This is a genomic window from Caulobacter henricii, assembly GCF_001414055.1.
Classification (GTDB): Bacteria; Pseudomonadota; Alphaproteobacteria; order Caulobacterales; family Caulobacteraceae; genus Caulobacter; species Caulobacter henricii.
Window position 1 is genome coordinate 1,535,709 of sequence record NZ_CP013002.1, and the last position, 18,948, is coordinate 1,554,656.

Annotated in this window: 17 protein-coding genes and 1 pseudogene; 6 read left to right on the top strand and 12 right to left on the bottom strand. The window is 60.6% G+C overall.

Going from position 1 to position 18,948, the window contains the following annotated elements; genetic code table 11:
• Window positions 1-25: 25 nt before the first annotated feature.
• The 12 genes and pseudogenes from AQ619_RS07170 to AQ619_RS07220 all read right to left on the bottom strand — a co-directional run bounded on the left by AQ619_RS07170 (window position 26) and on the right by AQ619_RS07220 (window position 11,877).
• Window positions 26-970, bottom strand: coding sequence for an ABC transporter ATP-binding protein (locus AQ619_RS07170; protein ID WP_062145871.1), 945 nt, complete (start codon window positions 968-970; stop codon window positions 26-28).
• Window positions 967-1,935 carry an HlyD family secretion protein gene (locus tag AQ619_RS07175; protein ID WP_084745831.1) on the bottom strand — a complete coding sequence of 323 codons (969 nt, stop codon included), beginning with the start codon at window positions 1,933-1,935 and terminating at the stop codon, window positions 967-969. The genes AQ619_RS07170 and AQ619_RS07175 overlap by 4 nt, the downstream gene beginning before the upstream one ends.
• Window positions 1,936-1,943: 8 nt before the next feature.
• Window positions 1,944-2,570, bottom strand: a complete 627-nt coding sequence (locus tag AQ619_RS07180; protein WP_062145874.1) for a TetR/AcrR family transcriptional regulator — start codon at window positions 2,568-2,570, stop codon at window positions 1,944-1,946.
• Between the two features lie 425 nt (window positions 2,571-2,995).
• Window positions 2,996-3,323, bottom strand: a pseudogene (locus tag AQ619_RS18715) (hypothetical protein).
• Window positions 3,293-3,550, bottom strand: a complete 258-nt coding sequence (locus AQ619_RS07190; RefSeq protein WP_062145877.1) for a hypothetical protein — start codon at window positions 3,548-3,550, stop codon at window positions 3,293-3,295. The pseudogene AQ619_RS18715 and the gene AQ619_RS07190 overlap by 31 nt, the downstream one beginning before the upstream one ends.
• 293 nt (window positions 3,551-3,843) lie before the next feature.
• Window positions 3,844-4,371: a DDE-type integrase/transposase/recombinase gene (locus AQ619_RS19485; RefSeq protein WP_084745833.1), complete on the bottom strand. Its 528-nt coding sequence runs from the start codon at window positions 4,369-4,371 to the stop codon at window positions 3,844-3,846.
• On the bottom strand, window positions 4,262-6,142 hold the full coding sequence (locus AQ619_RS07195; protein WP_166504178.1) for a TniQ family protein: 1,881 nt from the start codon (window positions 6,140-6,142) through the stop codon (window positions 4,262-4,264). The genes AQ619_RS19485 and AQ619_RS07195 overlap by 110 nt, the downstream gene beginning before the upstream one ends.
• On the bottom strand, window positions 6,142-7,074 hold the full coding sequence (locus AQ619_RS07205) for a TniB family NTP-binding protein (RefSeq protein ID WP_166504179.1): 933 nt from the start codon (window positions 7,072-7,074) through the stop codon (window positions 6,142-6,144). The genes AQ619_RS07195 and AQ619_RS07205 overlap by 1 nt, the downstream gene beginning before the upstream one ends.
• On the bottom strand, window positions 7,071-9,302 hold the full coding sequence (locus tag AQ619_RS07210) for an integrase catalytic domain-containing protein (RefSeq protein WP_062145883.1): 2,232 nt from the start codon (window positions 9,300-9,302) through the stop codon (window positions 7,071-7,073). Before AQ619_RS07210 ends, AQ619_RS07205 begins: the two co-directional genes overlap by 4 nt.
• A complete protein-coding gene (locus tag AQ619_RS07215) occupies window positions 9,299-10,051 on the bottom strand; it encodes a TnsA endonuclease N-terminal domain-containing protein (protein WP_062145885.1) in 753 nt (250 codons plus the stop codon). The genes AQ619_RS07210 and AQ619_RS07215 overlap by 4 nt, the downstream gene beginning before the upstream one ends.
• 309 nt (window positions 10,052-10,360) lie before the next feature.
• On the bottom strand, window positions 10,361-10,570 hold the full coding sequence (locus AQ619_RS18725; RefSeq protein WP_084745839.1) for a helix-turn-helix domain-containing protein: 210 nt from the start codon (window positions 10,568-10,570) through the stop codon (window positions 10,361-10,363).
• A gap of 863 nt (window positions 10,571-11,433) precedes the next feature.
• Window positions 11,434-11,877: a Ros/MucR family transcriptional regulator gene (locus AQ619_RS07220; protein ID WP_062145887.1), complete on the bottom strand. Its 444-nt coding sequence runs from the start codon at window positions 11,875-11,877 to the stop codon at window positions 11,434-11,436.
• A gap of 454 nt (window positions 11,878-12,331) precedes the next feature.
• Here AQ619_RS07220 and AQ619_RS07225 point away from each other — a divergent pair, with 454 nt between their 5' ends.
• The 6 genes from AQ619_RS07225 (at window position 12,332) to AQ619_RS07250 (ending at window position 18,615) form a co-directional block, all read left to right on the top strand.
• Window positions 12,332-14,470 carry a GNAT family N-acetyltransferase gene (locus tag AQ619_RS07225; protein ID WP_062145889.1) on the top strand — a complete coding sequence of 713 codons (2,139 nt, stop codon included), beginning with the start codon at window positions 12,332-12,334 and terminating at the stop codon, window positions 14,468-14,470.
• Window positions 14,460-14,918, top strand: coding sequence for an ASCH domain-containing protein (locus AQ619_RS07230; protein WP_062145891.1), 459 nt, complete (start codon window positions 14,460-14,462; stop codon window positions 14,916-14,918). The genes AQ619_RS07225 and AQ619_RS07230 overlap by 11 nt, the downstream gene beginning before the upstream one ends.
• 316 nt (window positions 14,919-15,234) lie before the next feature.
• A complete protein-coding gene (locus AQ619_RS07235) occupies window positions 15,235-15,927 on the top strand; it encodes a hypothetical protein (protein ID WP_062145893.1) in 693 nt (230 codons plus the stop codon).
• A gap of 184 nt (window positions 15,928-16,111) precedes the next feature.
• The gene (locus AQ619_RS07240) at window positions 16,112-16,558 is read left to right on the top strand and encodes a TIR domain-containing protein (RefSeq protein ID WP_062145895.1); all 447 of its coding nucleotides are present in this window, start codon (window positions 16,112-16,114) and stop codon (window positions 16,556-16,558) included.
• Between the two features lie 2 nt (window positions 16,559-16,560).
• Window positions 16,561-18,009 carry an SIR2 family protein gene (locus AQ619_RS07245; RefSeq protein WP_062145897.1) on the top strand — a complete coding sequence of 483 codons (1,449 nt, stop codon included), beginning with the start codon at window positions 16,561-16,563 and terminating at the stop codon, window positions 18,007-18,009.
• Between the two features lie 54 nt (window positions 18,010-18,063).
• Window positions 18,064-18,615 carry a toll/interleukin-1 receptor domain-containing protein gene (locus tag AQ619_RS07250; RefSeq protein ID WP_062145899.1) on the top strand — a complete coding sequence of 184 codons (552 nt, stop codon included), beginning with the start codon at window positions 18,064-18,066 and terminating at the stop codon, window positions 18,613-18,615.
• The last annotated feature ends 333 nt before the right edge of the window (window positions 18,616-18,948 follow it).

Here is an 18,948-nt window from a genome sequence, read left to right on the forward strand (position 1 = left end):
GCCCAAGTTCGTGTCAGATCTAGCATCAGGCGGCGTCCCGCTTCTCGGCTTCGAGGTCGGCGATTAGCTGGATGAAAACGTCCTCCAGCGTTGGTCGCGTCTCGGTCCACGCAATCCCGGGCTTGCGATAGGGAGCGATCGCCAACTCCAGTCCTCGACGGTCGCGCCCAGAGACGTGCAGGGTCGTACCGAAGGCCGCCGCCATGTCGACGCCGGGCATGCCGCGCAACCGAACGGCCAGCTTGTCAGCTCCGATACCTTCGACCTGCCCCACAGCATGGAAGGTGATGAGGCCCGACTGGTCGATCACCGCCTCGGCGGTCCCGCGCGCCAAAGTCCGACCGCCGGCTATATAGGCGATCTCGTGGCAGCGCTCCGCCTCGTCCATGTAGTGAGTAGAAACCAGCACCGTCATGCCGTCAGCGGCAAGGGCGTGGATCTCGTCCCAGAATGTCCGCCGCGCCTCAGGATCAACACCCGCCGTCGGCTCGTCCAGGAGCAGCAGATCGGGTTCGTGCAGGGTCGAGCCTGCCAGGGCCAACCGCTGCTTCCAGCCGCCGGAGAGGGTGCCGGCCAACTGACGCCGCCGGGCCTCTAGCCCCAGTTGGGTGATCGCGGCGTCGACCCGCTCGCGACGACGATCCAGCGAGTGGACCCGGGCCGTGAAGATCAGGTTCTGCTCAATCGACAGGTCTTCGTAGAGCGAGAACTTCTGGGTCATGTAGCCGACCCGCGTTTTGATCTGTCGGGCCTGTCGGATAACGTCGAGGCCCAGCACCGTGCCTTCGCCGGCGTCGGGCGTCAGCAGGCCGCAGAGCATGCGCAAGGTGGTCGTCTTGCCTGCGCCGTTGGGCCCTAGGAACCCACAGATACTGCCACGCTCGACGGTGATCCCGAAATCCCTGACCGCGTGAAGCGCGCCGAAGCTCTTGTTCAGCCCCTGGACATCGATCGCGGGACCGGGGCTCACGGGACCGCCAGGGGTTCGACGTCAACCGGCAGGCCCGGGTTCAGGCTTCTGGGGGCGGAAGGCCTAGCCTCGACCTGATAAACCAGCCGATCGCGGCTGCCCCGGCCATACAGGACGGGCGGTGTGAACTCCGGCCGGGGGCTGACCCAGCTGATCCGCGCCGTCCGGCTCTCGCCGCAGCCGTCACAACTGAATCGGACGATGCCGCCGGGTTGATAGGCGACCATCTCGGCCTGGGGCACGTAGAACCTCAGTTTAACGTCCCCGTCGGCCAATAGGGCCAGGATCGGCTGGTTCGCGGCAGCGTATTCTCCCAGCCGGAAGAAGATTTCCTCGACCCGGGCGTCGACCGGCGCGGGAGGAGACAGGGTCGTTAAACGCACTGAGGCTTCGGCCAGTGCGCCTCGCGCCTGGGCCGCCTGTTCGTCTGCGGCCCGAATGGCGTCCTCGCGCTGGCCCAGGGTCGCGACCTCGCGCTGTCGGCGGATCGCCGCGACATTGGCCCTCGCGGCGTCGCGTTCGGCCCGGACTTGGTCCAGCCGGGCGGGGGCGTAGATGCCCCGCCGGACTAGCGGCTCGATCCGCCCATAGTCCGCATCCGCCTGTCTCAACGTCGCCTCGGCTGCGCCAAGCTGCGCGTCGATGACCGACAGTTCCTGCGCTCTCTGGCCTTTGCGGGCGTCCTCGGCGCGGGCCTCGGCCGCGCTCAAGGACGCTTGCGCGCCAGACACTTGGGCGCTCCGTTCGCGCGGATCAATCAAGAAGGTCGCCGCGCCCGCCGCCACCCGTGCTCCCTCTTCGACATATAGGGCTGAGACCACACCCGCGCTGGGCGCTGCCAGATAGATCCGCTCGCCCTCGATATAACCGGTTAGGACCCGGGGTCCGTCCGCGCTTCGGGCGAACGACCACCAGGCGATGGAGACTACGCCGAGCGCCAGAGCGACCCCTGCAACCATCTTCATCCGAGGTCTCATGGACGCATTCCCTTCAGGCAGGTTTCGACGTGCTGGGCGATCAGACGATCGATCTGGACAGGCTCGGCACCAATCGGCTCGAAGGTCTCGCGCCAGAGGGTGCTGAGCAGGACCGGGCCCATTAGGCCCATGGCGAAGTAGCGGGCGTCGCCGTGCCGGACGGCACCCTGCCGCTGGCCTGCCTCGATCAGGCGGGAGGCGAGGCCGAGGGCCGGCGCGATCATGGCCTCATGCCAGATCCGGGCGAGCTCGGGCTGATTGCGGCTCTCGGCGATCACCAGCTTGATCACCCCGCTCATGCGCCAGTCGGACGCCATGCGTTGCGAGATCATCGTGAACACTGCCCGAACCGTTGACTCGAATGGGACCTCAACGGCGGTGAGGCCGATGACCTGGTTCAGGTTCGGCGCGATCGACTGGGTGACCACTGCCCGGAACAGGGCCTCCTTCGTTTCGAAATAGAGATAGACCGCGCCCTTGGAGACGCCGGCGCGGCGCGCCACTTCCTCGACACGCGCCGCCGCGAAGCCGCGTTCGGCGAAGACCTCAAGGGCTGCCGCAAGGATTTCTTCTGGCCGATCGGCTGGGCGGCGACGGAACTTGGGTTCACCAGGCGGGAGCATGGGTGCCTATTACTAACTGACTCGTCAGTTATCAATAGTGCGTAGCTAGTTTTTTGATGATGGGCACTCGGACCCACTCGTCTTCGTCGTGGCGCTGCCCCCGGTCAGGAGCGGGCATCCTGAACCGCACCTTCGAGTCCTGCCCGGGCCACGAGTCTCGGTACCTCTAATGTCCGCAACGGGTCGGGACCGGAAATGAAACACAGGCCAAAGACCGGACCTTGGACGTCATAGCGATGAACGCAGATCCGGGCGCCGAAGGTCCGGAGTCTGGATGGACGCCAATGTCCGCAAATGGCGCGACCTCGCCTTCGCGGCTCAGCCGGTCGGATTCTATTCGGCGTTCAATCGCAACAGATGGCCCTCGAACTCTGCGCAAACGGCCGCTTTCTCATCGGGAGGTAACCAGTTTGACATCTGCGGCGTCACAACGCTCCAGAAAGCCAGTTCACGCGCCGATAGTGGCATGACGTCAGCCAAGCGGAGCCTATCGAATAGCGACTCGAAGCGCGCCCGGATTGACTCCACGGACGGAACGGTTGGCTCCGCCGATGCGGGCCGGCTTTCCATGGGGAAGAGCTCAAGCTGTGACAAGGCGTATGGCTCCGCTCGAATCGGAATGGGGTCTAGCCAATGGCGCAGCTCTGACAAACCCTACTTGAGTGGCTTCCACGCATGTCGGTCCGACGAGCCGCCCAACCCGGGCTTTGCGCTCACTGCAATCAAATGAGCCGCAACAAGGCGATGAGCCACCTGCGGACCATCCGACGCCACCCGGGGAGGTGCCGGGCAGCCTTAAGGGTCACGATCGGTGCATTGGCCCGCTCGTAGTATAGGCGGCCGTTTGTCCTTTTCAGGACCGCACCTGGGCCAGCTCGGCGCTTCTCGCGATCAAGGCGGATCAGTTCGCTGTAGCCGCCGGCCCTGCGAGCCGCCAGCCCTACGCGGACCTGATCTCTGGTAGTCGTTAGAATTACCATGTCGAGCTCGTTGGCGGTTTTGACCAGAAGCGATCAGCATTCTCGGGGATGGATCGATTTTGGTCACTATAGGCACGCGATCCGTCTCACGCGACTACGCACCTGAGACCCAATGCTAGGGCATGACATGCCGGGCAGCGACGGCGCTTCAACGGGGCTGTCAGGTTAATCGCGCCAAGTTGAATCGAGCCAATATTTGGCCGTCTCAGGCGGTGGCCTTCGCCCAAGCGGCATGAGCCTCCGCGTGAAGGCGGCGAAGGTTGCAGCGGCTGATCAAGTGTGGGGCTGGACGGCTAAGGTGGTGTAGACGGCGGCGTAAGTAGACAGGAAGCGCCGGGCGGATGACGGGCTCCTGAAGCACTGCATTCTTCGCGCCCGTCGGCGGACGGGGAGGGAGAGTTCTCGGCTCGATTGTTTTTCCGAGGCTGTCCAGGCCGGTGAAGGTGCTCCAAATCCAGCGTCCGCAGTGCTGCTGGGTACGAAGCTAGGCCGTCGGTGGTGATGCGCTCTGTCTCGATCGGCTGGCGACGAAGAAGTCGCTCAAGGAACCTTCGAGCCGCCGACGTGTCCCTCCGACGTTGCATCAGCAGTTCCAGAACCTCGCCCTCGTCGTCGACCGCACGCCAGAGAAGCATGTGCCCGCCGCCGATCCAGCAGACCATTTCGTTTGTTTTGTACGCCGGCGCTGAACAGCCAGTGCAGCAGCCGGGTCTAGCTTTGGCGCGGCGGTCTTCGCCGACGTTGCGTTGACAGTAAATGCAGGCGGGACCTTGGCAGATCAAATGCCGCCTCGGCTTGCTGCCGATCCCAGAAGCCTGCATTTCGATAAGCCCGCCTCAAGCCCCGTTGCTTGGCCACAAGAGCGAAATCAAGCGAGGGCATCTCTGCGCGTGCCGCCAACTCGCCGGTGCTAATCAGGTCACGACAACACGCTTGGACACTCTGAATGCAGACCCCGCGACCGGACCGGTTCAAGGCTCCCGCCTTGATCAGTTCAGCGATGTCACGTGGGTGGCAATTGAGGTGCTCTTGGGCCTCTGACAGCGTGATGTCGCTCGAAATTCGAAACCGGGTGGGTGGGAAGCAAAAAGCCCCTGATTGCAGGAGTTTGGCGCAGTTTCGGGTTACGTTGAGTGCCGCGCTATCGAGTCCTTGGGGCTCAAATGACCCCAGGCCGTCAGGCAGAAATTTAGGAGCCATGATCGCCTGCAGCCAGGGCTTCGGGCCCGGCCCCATCCGCATGAAAACGTCGCGCAAAAGTACCCGTGTTGGGTCTTCAGGATCGGTCCGCACGATCGCGGCTGAGATTCGGTTGAGATATGCCGTCGCTGAGTCCTTGCGAAGTTGCACCTTCTTGTAGGCGATTGCGATCAATGGAGCGGTGGCTTGTTCGATCAGCCCCAGCGTAGCCATTTCCAAGATCCATGACGATTTCAAGCCATACTGCTCGGCCAGTTGCGCGACAGAGATCCGGGACTGCGCCTCTTGGATCAACTCAGCAAGACTGGCTTCCTCCACGACACTCAGGACGCGCTCTGATCCGCCGCCGACCGCCTCGCCGCGCAGAATGCCATTTTCCATAAGCGCCTTGGCCGTACTACGCCCTACGCCCAGTCGGCGTGCGGCAATCGTCAGATTGTTGGCGTGAGTGGCGACCCGCGGCGACTGAAAAAGTCGGCTCTCGTCTACCAACCGAAATAACGTATCCCGCAACTCGTCCGGCGCCTCATTGGCCGTACGCCTGAGAAACATCCGCGAGTCAGTGACATACGCGGGCGGAGCCTTGGTCACGTCCCAGCCAGGTTCATCCTTGGCTTGATCCAGGACGAAGCGCATTCCTGCTAGCATCGCCTTCGGGTAGCTTCTCGGTAAGCCTGACATCTTCGCCAGAGGGTGCTTTGCCGCCCGCAAGGCACGCCCGATTGCCATGACGGCTCGAAGAATGTCGAAGGGTGACAACGCGACCAGAAAGTCGCTCAACTGGTCAAGTGAGGACGCCCGGACCCTCTGGTCGAAGCTCACCAATCCCGCCGCGATCTGCAAGTAGGCGCGATGCTCTCGTTGAATTTTCGGTGTTTTTGCTGTCGTCAGGTCTAGGCCGCAGTGAGCGCATGTGTGAAAGGGGCCGTCGCTCCAAGTTAAAAGCCGACCACAAGTCGGTGAGGGACAGTAGAAAAGCAGGAGGCTAAAATCTTCTGGGCAGAAAGAAAGCAGACGCAATGACCATAAAAATCGGTAGTGCGGCGATCGCTTGAGGCCTGTTGGCGACACGGGGCAGCTATTTCGCCTTACCTCGCCTGGGGCATAGGAAACGCCGTAAGAAATTAGAGTTTTCTCGTTGGCGAATTGGCGGGGGACTGCACGCTTAAGCGCTTCCGCCTCGACACCATAGAGTTGGGCCATTGCATGAACGTCTACCTCGCCGGTCCAGAGTTGCTTCAAACCAGCATTCACGCCGCTCAGCAGTTGGCTGGGCCTTTTGTAGGTATTGTGCTCAGCGACGCGGCCGACATAGCCGCGGATTGATTCACCGAGCACCAATGGTAGGGGGAAGCGAACCGGCCGGATTTTTTTAGTGGAAGAGGGTGGCATTAGCAGGGCCTCCGGCGAAACGGATTAATGCTGACGAGACCCAGTGGGATCGCCCAGCGGTCAACCGCCAGTGCTAGGTCGTAGGTTTCGATCCGGCTTGCCCCACGCCGAGTGGCAATCTCTAAAGCATGCTCGAACAGTGTTGCGACGCGGCCGATGACGCCGCCGCTAGCTTCGTAAAGGCAGCTCAGCGTAATTGCGTCGTCCAATGAGCCTATGGTGGGCATAAGGCCCACTTTGACGATCTCCCGGTTTAGGTGAGACACGAACTTCGCCAAGGTTTTGCGATCTGCGGGATCGTTTTTGTCCAGGGGTAGAAGGTCGCAAGGCGGCAGCAATCGGTTGCTGAGTTGGACATTGCGCCGAAACATGCTCTCGGCCTCCTGCGTTCCAAGGAAGACGATCGGAACCACCCCTGCGTCCAAGAAAACCTTCAAAGCATCGGTGACATCGTTCTGAGCATTGATGCGAAAGTTCAGGTGCTGAACTTCGTCGATGATCAGAAGTTCGACGCCAAGCCTTTCGAGGTAGTCGAGAACTCGCTGCCTAAGCCCTTGCTCTGTTCCAGATTCCGGCCTCGCATCGCCCAGTTCGGCGAGCAGAGACACGTAGAGTTTTCGGGCTGTAGCGGCCTTTTCGAGCTGTATGTAGAGCACCGGCACAAGTTGCGAGCTGGGATCCATAGACGCCATAGCCATCTTTATGTAGGTGCTAGCGACTTTTGTTTTCCCTGAGCCGGACGGGGCCAATACTCTCAGTCCTTTTTGGGGCGTCCCTCGAAGTGAGCAGCCAAGCTTCTGTAGATAGTCAAACCGGGCATGAAGTGTGATGTGCCTCGGATATGGAATGAAGATTGCTCGAAATCGCAGAAGGTTTTCGGCGACGAGCGTGTTCATCGCTGGCCCGTGATCCTCATCGAAGTTGTCGGTCATTGCGCAAACCCCTTCCATTCCCCACCGCCGCCAAGGTCGAAAACGGCTTCATCACCCGTCTCCGGGTAGTCGGCTTGCCAAAGTCGAGCGGGATCGGTCGGTTTGGCTTTGGATCTCGCCTTGGGCGGACTTGGGGGCTTGGTCTTCCTCTTGGTTGGGCGTGGCGGGCGTGTTGGAGCCAGTCCCCCATCGACCCGAAGGCTCGAGAGCGCGTCATGTGGAATGACTGCAGCCAGCCCATCGTGGCGTGCCGGTGCGTAGGCGAGGCTGACAGTGTCGCCTTGCAGGCTTTGGATCTTCGGAGAGTTTAGCAAGCGCGCCGCGCGTTGGCGCCCACGGGTCGTCAAATCCGGTGAAAACTGCTCAACTAAACGAACCATGGCAGCGCGTGCTGCAAGGCGCTCCTCTGGACTGGAAAAATCCTCGCCCTTGAGTCTCGACCAATCTTCCAGGTGCTTATGCTGGAACACCGATAATCCATCGGCATAAGCGCGTTCTAGGCAAGGCAAGGTTACGTAAGTATTCCGGCGAGCGTTCCAGACATGGATTTCGCTAAGATTTGCCGGGTTGTACTTGATCTTGGCGGTAAACGACGCCGAGCCTTTGGGCTGATTGCGCCTTTCCGCCAGGCCAGCCAGATCATCCAGCAGCGCCCCAACCGCATCAGCGTCGAAGTAGCGGAGGTTCTTGAACTGTACCCCCGTTTTGGCGACCCGGCAGCCGTCACGCATGGCACCGACCAATTTGTCGAGCCTCGTCAATTCAGTGAGGGTAGGTATCCCGTGGGCATTCATCTGCTCTTCCCAGATTTGGGCTGGCGGAGCATTGAGGGCTCTGTGCTCTTCGAAGTGATAGAGACACACTGCTTCGTTGATCAGTAATTCGAGCTCCTCCAGCGTCAGGATCGCGGTGTTCCGCGGATCGATGCCCATTTCTCGGAGGAGTTCGGGCTTCAGGGTCGCGCCCGGAAGTTTGTCGAACAACATCGTCTTTAGCGTGAGAAAGAAGCGCTCACCGATCGCTTTGAAGGTCGGGGAGGCGATGGGGGCCCAGCGGACCGAGGTGGAAATCTCAATCATGGCGTCTTCGAAAGCGACGCCGCTTAGGTCCTTTCCGTTGTCAGTGACGATCTCGTCTACGTGGCCGAAAATCGTGACCATCTGCCGGTACCGAGGATGCGCCGCAGACAGGGACAGCTTTGGACAGCTGGCGCGCTTGACGCATTCGGTCGCCGAATAAAGCGACGGAGGCTCGAAACTTACGACCCAGCCAAGTACGCAGCGCGTGAACACATCGACTAACACTGTAAGCCAGGGGCGCCCCATTGGCAGGCGTTGGTCGGCGCTCATAACAACGACGCTGTCGACCATAGTATGGTCGAGGCATCCCAACTCTAGGAAGCGCTGAGCGACAAGGCCCTCTCCGGACGGCTCAAAACGGGCCTTGGCCTTTTTCTCTCCAAACCTGGCGGCATAGGTTTCGTAGCATTCGAGACGGTTGATCTCTTTGCGGAATGTCTCCTCGCTCGGTCGCTTCAGTTGGGGAAGATAGGAAGCCCGCGATTTACGGGCACGATTGATCCGCGCGAGGCAGACGCAAAGCAGGGCGTAGGCGTCCTTCTTGTTTAGAGCGAAGTTGACCCAGAATTTCATGGCAAATCGCCGAAGCAATTCGCAAGTCTCGGGCGGGAAGCGACGGGCGCGCGGCACCCGCCCGCTCATCGAGACCATCTGCGCCATCTTCCGGTCGAAGAAGGAGCCGCGTTCCTTGAGCCAGCGTCTCACAGTTCGCACGCATGGCTTGCGATCGAAGGCCATAACCCTCACGGGGTCCATGTCCCACAGCTTGGCGATGGCGAGATGAAGCTTCCGATCGCTTAACGAACCTACGCCCAGCTTATCAAGACCACGCACGACGAAGGCCCGAAACTCAGCCTGCCGGTCCATCTTTCGGATCTGGTCGAGGTCATATTCGCGCTTGGCCGCCGCTTGCCTTGCCCGCGTCCCGCTTACTTTGGGCCGTCGGACCAGCTGGCCGCGCGCGTAGGCTTCCATCGCCCACACTGTGTTCGGAAGATGCAAGATTCCGTCGACGTCAGGTACCTGTAGCGGCCCGCCACTGGGCTCGACCATGAAATACAGATTTCCATCGCCAATCTCATTCTGGAAATAGACGGGCTGACCTTTGTAGACCCAGCATTCACCGGTCTGAAAACGGATGATGCTCATGCCAAACCTCCCGCGACCGAGGCTGCCGGGGCGAGGAGGCGGACCGATGCGTCAGCCAAGCGGCGCGCATTCAAGTCAATTTCGAGAAATCGGCCGACCATCATCGCGCACGCTTGGGCCAGGCCCAGTCGGCGCTCCCCTAACTCATCCGCCAAACGACCCAATGCGATTGAGCCATTCGTGCGCTCGCATAGCTCGGCTGCCGCAAACACTTCGCGAGCACTGTATTTCGCGAAGCGAGATAGCTGAACGGCCTCTACATTCAGGTTCCATGTTGTGCGCTCACGCAATGGGGCGCCATGTACAACCCGAAACCGCCAGCCAAGGACTTTACAGATCTGCCGCACTGCCTCCAGCTTTTGGCTGTACTCCGGATCTTGAAGTGCACGATGGTCATGCTTGACCTCGACGACCTCCAAGCCCCCATCGGCGCATTGGCGGACACAGTCAGCGATGTAGATCCGCTGAGCCCCGTCGAGCACGAACTCAAACCGAAAGGGCTGGGATTTGTAGTCGACCACCGTTGTGTCGACCTCAGAGTGAATGAAGAAAGCCCGCTCATTCATGCTCTCGTGGACCAGGCCGCCCTTAGCTTTGCGGCTGTTATAGACGCCGGTAACCTCACGCCTACGACCGGTGATGATTGTGCGGATTGGGCGACCATCTGGCGTCAGCACGACCCGTGCAATTGCGCTCATTGAGGCCCAGCCATTTGGGTCGGCCGGTTTGGCTAAGCCGAACAGGATCATTTCCCGCAGGGTGGGTAGTGTCTTAGTCGTTGGGACGTGTCTGAGTTTAGTGTCGGCCGTAGCCATTGATGTGCTGTGTTCCATCTACCTCATTCCGTTTCTGGGGTGAGGCGGAGCACGCCGCGCACGTCATCGGTGCCGCTCACGCATGTGAGCAGTTGACTTTTGGCGTTCGCGGGGGGAATCTGAAGCGTCTGAGCAAGACGACTTCTGGAAAATTCCCAGCTTAAGGCTCGAGCACTCCAATGCTCGAGCTTTTTGCTTGTGCACCGCTATAGTCTATAGCTCCCTGGGGCTGGATCTCCTTCTCTAGATGTAACGATCGGGCCAGATTTCCTCCGGCGCGAGGTCAAGGGCGGCAGCAATTGCGCTCTCTAAGCGACGCGATCGTCGCCAGCCGGTACTGACAAGCGAAACCGTACTTTGCTTGACCTCATGAGCACGGGCGATGTCTGACAAGGACAGTCCGCGAAGCCTTAGGGCCTCTTTGATCCGGCTGTGCTTTTCTTCATCGACCACCAGCGCTCTCCGAGAAATTGGCGCGAGTCATCAGATAGCACTGATGCGAATTTGGCAATTGATGGATTTCCGTCAACTTGGATCGGTAGAATGTTGCCAAGGGACCCTTGGCGCGATTTCCGATGATCCATTACTTCTACGGACAAGGAGTCCTTGGCAAAGTGGGCAAGACCCCCTTGCCACAATAGAATGCGGATATTTTTGAGTTATAAAATCGATAGATATAGAAAAAGATGATATATAAAGTTCAGTAAAATGCAGCTTGCATGCACACATTAGGAAAAACTATAGAATGAATATAGTATATAGTCGAGTGTTGTGGCGTAATCGTCGTTCTCGACGGATTGAATTTTAGAGGTTTAGAGTCATTATAAATGGGGTGTGTGCGGTGCGGGGTGTTCTGTTTTCTTGGTTATTCACATGAGTGGCGGTTTGGCGCATCATGCCGCAGGGGCGGCTTCCCCTCATTGGATTGGGGATCGTGATTGACCCTCTGGAGAATACTATGCTCGCGGTCTGGCGGACATCGAGATGCCGAACGTTCGCCGAGGCCCCGTTAGGCATCCCATTTTTCCATACCGAACCGAGCGCTTCCGAGGGCTTGGGGTTCGAAGCGGGCAGGTGCCCTGATTCTCCAGGGCCTATACGTCAGAGGATCGCCGCTCGATCGCTAACTGGACTTCCAAGACACGTCGGGGGCCGTGAGCTTCGAGGCAATCAAGGCGCCGACTGCCAGCCAAGCAGCGTCGTCGTCACGAACAAGCTTCTGCTCATCATGAGCGCGAAATTGGTTTGTGACGGCGATCCATGCTTTGGCCATTCCGAGGTTGCCGGCTAGCTGGCAGAACTGCGCTTAGCCGCGGCTAGGTCTTCTTGGCGCGGGCCTTTGGTGGGGCCTTAGCCTTGCGTCCGCCTTGGCCCAGGCCAAGGGCTTTCGCCATAGCGCTGCGGGCTTCGCTGTAGCTCGGGGCGGTCGTGGGGTAATCATTCGGCAGGCCCCACTTGGCCTTGTATTCAGCCACCGTTAGGCCCTGCGTAGTGAGGTGGCGCTTCAGCGTCTTGTAGGCCTTGCCGTCCTCGAAGCTGATCAATGCATCCGGTGTTATGCTCTTGCGGATCTGTGCAGGAGTCGCCTTGGCGATCGTCTCTGTCTCCGGCACTTGTGCGGGCGATCCGATGCCTGCGAGCGCTGCGTAGGTCGTTCTGATAAGGCCGGGCAAGTCGGCAACCGAAACCACATTGTTAGAAACGTAGTTCGCGACGATATCTGCAGTCAGCTCAATTACGTTTGAATTCTGATCTTCCATAGCTCGGCCTTTTCTATCGTTCCAATAGTCGGGAACCGACGGATACAGGAGTCGGCGTGGCGAGAAATGAGAAATTTCGCCCTGCGCTCAACAGACTCGCCCTGCCATTCTGTAGTCAGCCGGCGGTCGGTTCGACTGCTCCAACGTCCTGATGTCTACCGCCAGCTGCAGCTTTCAATTGTCGAAAAGGACCTCGCGAGGCCTCGCGGTTCGCCATAGCGGTTGCACTCCAAAGGGTTTCGCAAGCTTCGACGGCTCGGCGCCAGGAGCGGAACTTGCCGCACGTTCAGGAACACGACCTTCAGCACGGCTACCTGCATCAGCCCAACGCAACGTTTCAGGCGCTTCGTGCGCCAAGGTTTATCACGCGAGAAGCCAATCGTGACGGAACCGCTCGAAGCAGACTAAGCTAAAGCGGCCGTTGTCTGGGGGCGGCACTCGCCGGTGGAGTCGCATGGCCTTTCGCATCGAGACGAATGTGGCTGTCATCCAAGGCTTCGTTGCGGATATCCGCGCGGCGGCGGACACCGACAAAGAGGCGCTGGGTTTTCTTCCTGCCTCGGCTTACGATCAGGCCGCCCGAAAAGGGGAACTGACCGTCGCGCTGCAGGATGGCCCCCACGGCCCAACCTACGCCGGTCACATCTGGGTTAGCGGCCTTTTCCCGCATGCCCGTGTCGTCCAGCTGTTCGTGGCTCAGGCCTACAGGGGGCAGAAGCTGTCGACGCGTCTGCTGCGGGCGGCGATCCAGTCGGCGGAAGCTAGCGGCTTCCTGACCATCTTCGCGAGGGTAGCCGCCGATCTGGCGGCGAACCAGGTCTATGAACATCACGGCTTTGTTGTCGTCCGCACCAAGCCGGGGGGGCAGGCCCGCAACCGCCAAATCCACATTCGGTCCCGTGAACTTTCCACTCCGACGTTATTTAACTACCGCCCCACGTCCGTGGTGGCAGTGGACGACAGCGCGACACAAAGCAGCCAGCAGCTCTACCTGATCGACTTGAACGTGTTCTTCGACGCCACCCGGCAGCGTCGCTTTACCCCCGCTGCAGAAAAGATCCTGGCCTCGGCACTGAATAGCGGCGTCCGCCTTGCCGTTACGAACGAGTTCGTGAAAGAGCTGCAGCGCACCACCGTCGGCAAGAACGATCCTGTGTTGAGCTTTGCGAAACAGCTGCCGACCGTGTCCGGCCCGTCGCGGCCGGAGATCGAAAGTCTAGCCGCCCGTTTAGCGCCGACCGTTTTCCCAGACCAGTCGCGCGATGGGACCCTATCGACCAATGACCATTCCGACCTTAGGCACCTGGCGGAAGCGATCTTGGCGGGTGCAGCAGGCTTCGTGACGGGGGAAAACGGTGTCTTGCGAGCCCACGCTGCCCTTCGGGAGCAGCATGGCCTTAACGTCTGGTCGACCGATGACTTTGCGATCTTCCTGACTCCTGTCTTGGCGGAGCTGCCAGTCGCTGGGCACGCTGAACACGATCTGACCTTCACGGATGAGAAGTCGCTTTCCGCCGAGGCTGTGACTTTCCTAAAGTCCCACGGTGCCGTCGACAGCGTGATCGGGGCGTTCAGCCGCTTGGACGCGGCTGACAAGCGGTTTCGCTACCTGGCGGCGCGCGAGGCGCAGGCGCTAATCGCCTTTGCCGCCTGCCGTGTAGCTCCCGGACCGGCGGATGCGGTCGGCCTCCTCCTGGTAGCCGATCCCCGCCACCCGGCCACGCCCACCGCTCTGGACTTCCTGGTCGAGCACGTCGTGCGCGTTTCAAGCTTGTCTCGCCCCTCTCGCCTCGAGATGGCCCACGTCGATAGACAGTCCGTGGCGCGGATCACCGCGATCGAGAACGGCTTCGTGGCGGCGCGATCCGGCGCCGACGCCCCCTTGCGTAAGATCGCCGTCGGGACGGCGGTCACACCGGTCAACTGGACCGCACTGCGCGACCGAATCCAAAAAGGCACCGGCCTGACGCTGCCGGCCGACTGTCCAGATTTCCGAGACGACGAACAGGAGATCGCCGTCACGTTGGATGGGCGCGCCGCTAGCCTGCCCTTGGCCAGCCTCGAGTCCATGACGGCGCCGGGCCTGTTCCTGCTCAAAGATCGCCCCGTCGCGGTCGTGCCTATTCGCCGCGCCTGGGCCGAGGACTTGGTCGGCGGGCCCCAGCTCAGCTTCTTGCCGAAACCAGAGGCCGCGTTTCGTTCGCGCCGGGTCTACTTTGCGTCCGTGCGCAACCAGCACATCTTGGTGAAAGGGCGCCCCATAATCCTCTACGAGTCAGGCAAGGACGGCGGCCGGGGCGCGGCGATCGCCATCGCCAGGGTTGCGTCGGCGGAAGCGGTGCCGAAGGCGCGTGCGCCTGACTCGCTCTTACGCGCGGCCGTGGTCCGCGGCGGCGATCTGCAAAACTTGGTAAAGGGCACGACCGTTCTTGCCGTGTGGTTCGACAATATTATGCGCTTCGAACACCCCGTGTCGTTCCAGCGCATGAAATTGCTCGGCCTCGCTGATCCGACAAACCTAGTTAAGAGTCACATGCTTAAGTTTGAGACCGCAGTGAAAATTCTCGACGCTGGACGTCCCGATGCGCGATGAAGACCCGATCATGCTGTCGGTCGCCCCCCAGTACGCGCGGGCAATCCTCGCCGGCATAAAAGGCGTCGAACTGCGGCGGCGAGCGCCCCGCCTTCAGGCCGGGACCCGAGCCTGGCTCTATTCTACCCTCCCGGTTGGCGAGGTTGTCGCAATGCTAACCATCGACAAGGTGGTCGAAGCGCCGCTAGCCGAGCTGTGGGGGCGATACGGCCCTCACACCGCCATCGCCCGCCCGGCTTTCGACGCCTATTTCGCCGGACTAGATCGCGGCGCGGCGCTCATTATTCGGGACGTCCAGGCACTCAAGGAGCCCGTCTCTCTCCAGGCTCTGCGGGAAAAGGGCGCGTTCCAACCCCCGCAATTCTATCGCCGGATGGGTTCGGACGCGCCAAACGCGCTCTTGAATGACAGTGAATTGCATCCTGCAGTTCAGGTTGCAGTGGGTTAAATCCGAGCATTCGAAACGGCTCCGCTCGAGGCCGAACTTGCCGCGCAAAGACCAAGGGCGCGGCGAAGTCCAAGTCTCCGACTATGACGGAGCCGGTCAAGAACGGCGATCCGACAAGACCTGAACTTGCCTCGTCAGCGAGGCTGGTTGACATAGGCTCATGGCCAAGGATCGCACGCCCATACCGCGCTCGGTCGCGACGTAGATTGAGTTTCAGCAGCATAGGACTTGCTGCGTCTGCCGCGTTCCTGGGCTCGCCACACAGATCCATCATATTGACGGGGATCCAATCAACCATTCATCCGACAACCTGGCGGTGCTCTGCCTGGACCATCATAATCAAACAGAACTGAAGGGTGGCTTTGCGCGGAAGCTGGGTCCCGATCTCGTTCGGAAATATCGCGACGAGTGGGTCGCCACCGTGACCCGCGGCCGAATCGAAATCGAGCGACGCCTGAACGAACAGGCCCAGCGCCTGCCGCAGTACGAGCGCTCTTTCGTCGACCCTAGCGCGACCCTGGGAGAAAACCCCGCCCTAGCAGACTATCTCGACAGTCTGCCCGACCTGCTCCTCGCGACCGTGCGCAGCCTTCGCACTGATCTCAACAGCGGCGTCACATTGGACGTCGTCATGTCGAGCGGCGAGGTCGTCTCGATCCTGGAGAGCATGTGGGTCCGGCTCGCGCGCTTCTATGCCGACGACCATTTCGGAGACGATCCTGGCGGTTTCCTGAGTGCGCATCTCGACGAGCAGCTGAAATGGCACAGCCGGCTCATCGAAGCGGACGGTGCCGGCTCGGGTGGAACGGTCGTCCGAGTGCCGCTCAGCAACCGCAATGTCGAGGCGGCGGCCAAGGCGGTGGAGGACATCGCCGATGCGCTGCTGGGGCTGAGCTGCAAGTCCACCGAGCACGTCCACTGGATGGCGCGCTGGCGCAACGCGGTCGATCATCGTGCCGAGGACTGGAATGAGCACTCGTGGCCAGCCCCGTCATTTCCGGCGTCATGAAATCGACGTGAATTTTCTCACAGCCCAAGAGCAAAAGTGACGCTAGGTGCGTCCTATATTGTCGCACAACGTGCCGAGTGTGTCAGAGACGTACCCATAAAGGGAAGCTTGACCATTGACTTCAGTCCGACGTCGCGCAACCTAAGCGCTAACAGATACGTCAAAGCTCGGAGAGGGGTAGCAAATGGCACGGCGAGTTTTCTTCAGCTTCCACTACCAACGCGACATCTGGCGGGTGAACCAGATCCGGAACATCGGGGAAATCGTCGGTACGTCCGCTGCCGGCTTCCACGATGCGTCTCTGTGGGAAGAGGCCAAGAAGAAGGGTGACACGGCGATCAAAGCGATGATCGACGAGGCGCTTAAGAACACGTCCGTCACCGTCGTTTGCATCGGTGCGGCGACCGCCGGGCGCAAGTATATCGACTACGAAATTCAACAATCCATCGCGCGCGGCAACGGGATCCTCGGCGTTCAAATTCACGGGCTAAAGAACCAGGCCGGCGTAGTCGACATTGTTGGCGCCACCCCCGCCCGCCTGAGCGCGGCGGGCGCGCCCATCTACAAATACGTCGACCATGCCACGCTGGGAATTTGCATCGAACAGGCAGCCAGGGCTGCCGGGCGATAGAAATGGCCGACGCCGCGCGGAAGCGTTTCCTCAAAGAGTTCCCCCTAGCGCTCCATGAGGGGAATGGCGTCGTCTTCGTCGGCGCCGGCGTCTCCAAGGCCGCCGGCTACCCGACTTGGGCTGAACTTTTGAAGGACATTGGTGAAGAGCTAGGGGTACGGTCGAGTGACATCCACGATCTCGCAGCGCTGGCCCAGTGGCACATCAGCGAGAACGGTGGCGCTGGCGTGCGAAACGTTATCAAGGCCGAGATCGGCCAGGATCGCGATATCCCCGAAGCCTTGCAGGTACTCACGCGACTGCCCATCCGGCATATCTGGACCACCAACTACGACCGCCTTGTTGAGCGCGCGTTCGGCGCGATCAACCGGCCGATCGACACCGTTTCGGGTGCCCAGGACCTGTCGCTAAAGCCCAAGCCGGGCGCCACCCGCTTCTATAAGATGCACGGCTCAGTCGATCGGCTCGACGACATCGTAATCTCTACGGACGACTATGAGCTTTACCGCTCCAAACGCGGCGCGTTTCTTCCACTGCTGCAAGCGCACCTCAGCAGCATGTCGTTGCTATTCATCGGTCTTAGCCTCACCGATCCCAATATCCGACACGTACTCTCCCTGATCCGGGAAAGCTTCACAGACGCACCGCCTGAGCACTTCGCCATCGTCAGGCCGCCAAGCCGAGATGACTGCGCCTCAGATGAGGAATATGCCGCGCGGTCGGCCCAGCACAAACACTGGGCCAAGGACCTACGTCGCTATGGGCTGGTGACCGTCGAGGTCGAAAAATACAGCGAGGTCCCGGACCTGCTTCGCCAGGTTGAACGTCGCGTTGCCTCCATGCGCGTATGGGTGAGCGGAAGCTGGCCCATAGAAGCTTCGGACGCCAAGACCCGCGACCTCTATCGACTCGCGGAAGAGGTGGGGCACCTGGTCGGCAGGACGAAGCGAGACCTCGTCAGCGGGTCTGGTCTCCTTGTAGGATCCGCAGCAATCGCCGGCTTCATAGACGCCCTACGCGCCGATGGAGGCTGGGATCTCGATCGACGCCTCATCGTGCGCCCCTTTCCCCAGCCGCTGGGCGACCAACAGCCCGATAAGGCGCATTGGACGGCGTTGCGCTCGGAAATGGCCCGGCAAGCTGGCATCGTCATCTTCCTGGGCGGTGCCAAGCTCGATGGCAAAGACTTGGTCACAGCCGGCGGCGTGATGGAGGAGTTCGAAGCCGCCAAGGCGGCTGGCGCATTCCTCCTTCCTGTCGGAGCGACAGGTGGAGCCGCCAAGGCGATCTCCGACGCTCTGTTGGGCTCTGAAACGCCATGGCAGGGTGCAGACGCCGCGCGTCCGACTGACGAGGAACTGGCGACTTTGTCAGATGAGACGTCGGGGCCAGCTGACCTATTGAAGGTGATCGCCGCGATCCTCGGCAGACTTGCCCGGGTGACCGCCTAGGGCCTTCTAGCCCTCCCGCAATCGCGACCGCCTTTTTCCTTTGAGTAATGAGACATGGCCGAATTCATCACGCGCTCCGAACTTCGCGCCTTTGCTGCCAGTAGGTCGCTGACAGAGCAAGCCGAACTCAGGAAGTCCACACGCCAGCGCGCGTCCGAAGGGTCAACGTTCTTATCTCATTCCAGCAAGGACGAGGATCTTGTCGTCGGCGCAACGATCGTTTTGGAGAACCACGGAGCTCGTGTTTACACGGATGAAGTCGATCCAGAAATGCCGCCATACACGACGGACGAAACGGCTAACCTTTTAAAGAAACGCATCCAGCAAACTAAAAAGTTCGTCCTGCTGGTCACCAAGAACAGCAAGGAAAGCAAATGGGTGCCTTGGGAATTAGGCCTAGCCGATGGTTACAAGGGCCTATCCAGGATAGCTCTCTTTCCGTCTGCCGACAGCGCCCACGACACCACTTGGGCCGAGTCCGAGTACCTGGGACTTTACGATCGGATTGTTTGGGGTCGCATGAAAGATTATCGCGAGCCGTTGTGGATGGTTCTGGACCACAAAGCCAACACAGCGACACCGCTGAGCAATTGGCTAGCCGCCTAACGGTCGCTGGCAGGTGAGATACCGATCCAGAACATCTGCGCAGGCAAACACGGCATTCCCGCCGCGCCTCACGCCTCACGCCTCACGCCCAGTGACTTCCATACCCTGGTCCTGGCGACCAGTCCCATCATGCGGTGACCGTCACCAGAATGCATGTGCTCTGGTTGATGACCAGCTGCGGGGCCAGATCAATGAGCAAGGCGATGCTGGTAGGGCGCGCTCTCCAGTCTAAAAGGGGCAGGTCTTCACCAGCGATATGCTCATTCCCGGCGCAGCGGGCGTTGCTGGCCCTTTTGTCTACTCGAGCGGATCAAGTGGCGATGGCCCCAATGC

Coding starts and splice junctions, on each gene's coding strand:
- AQ619_RS07225 (WP_062145889.1), top strand. CDS start 12,332: ATGGCCTTTCGCATCGAGACGAATGTGGCTGTCATCCAAGGCTTCGTT.
- AQ619_RS07210 (WP_062145883.1), bottom strand. CDS start 9,302: ATGAGCATCATCCGTTTTCAGACCGGTGAATGCTGGGTCTACAAAGGT.
- AQ619_RS07215 (WP_062145885.1), bottom strand. CDS start 10,051: ATGATCCTGTTCGGCTTAGCCAAACCGGCCGACCCAAATGGCTGGGCC.
- AQ619_RS07250 (WP_062145899.1), top strand. CDS start 18,064: ATGGCCGAATTCATCACGCGCTCCGAACTTCGCGCCTTTGCTGCCAGT.
- AQ619_RS07230 (WP_062145891.1), top strand. CDS start 14,460: ATGCGCGATGAAGACCCGATCATGCTGTCGGTCGCCCCCCAGTACGCG.
- AQ619_RS07195 (WP_166504178.1), bottom strand. CDS start 6,142: ATGCCACCCTCTTCCACTAAAAAAATCCGGCCGGTTCGCTTCCCCCTA.
- AQ619_RS07220 (WP_062145887.1), bottom strand. CDS start 11,877: ATGGAAGATCAGAATTCAAACGTAATTGAGCTGACTGCAGATATCGTC.
- AQ619_RS07240 (WP_062145895.1), top strand. CDS start 16,112: ATGGCACGGCGAGTTTTCTTCAGCTTCCACTACCAACGCGACATCTGG.
- AQ619_RS07245 (WP_062145897.1), top strand. CDS start 16,561: ATGGCCGACGCCGCGCGGAAGCGTTTCCTCAAAGAGTTCCCCCTAGCG.
- AQ619_RS07175 (WP_084745831.1), bottom strand. CDS start 1,935: ATGAAGATGGTTGCAGGGGTCGCTCTGGCGCTCGGCGTAGTCTCCATC.
- AQ619_RS19485 (WP_084745833.1), bottom strand. CDS start 4,371: ATGCAGGCTTCTGGGATCGGCAGCAAGCCGAGGCGGCATTTGATCTGC.
- AQ619_RS07205 (WP_166504179.1), bottom strand. CDS start 7,074: ATGACCGACAACTTCGATGAGGATCACGGGCCAGCGATGAACACGCTC.
- AQ619_RS07190 (WP_062145877.1), bottom strand. CDS start 3,550: ATGGTAATTCTAACGACTACCAGAGATCAGGTCCGCGTAGGGCTGGCG.
- AQ619_RS07180 (WP_062145874.1), bottom strand. CDS start 2,570: ATGCTCCCGCCTGGTGAACCCAAGTTCCGTCGCCGCCCAGCCGATCGG.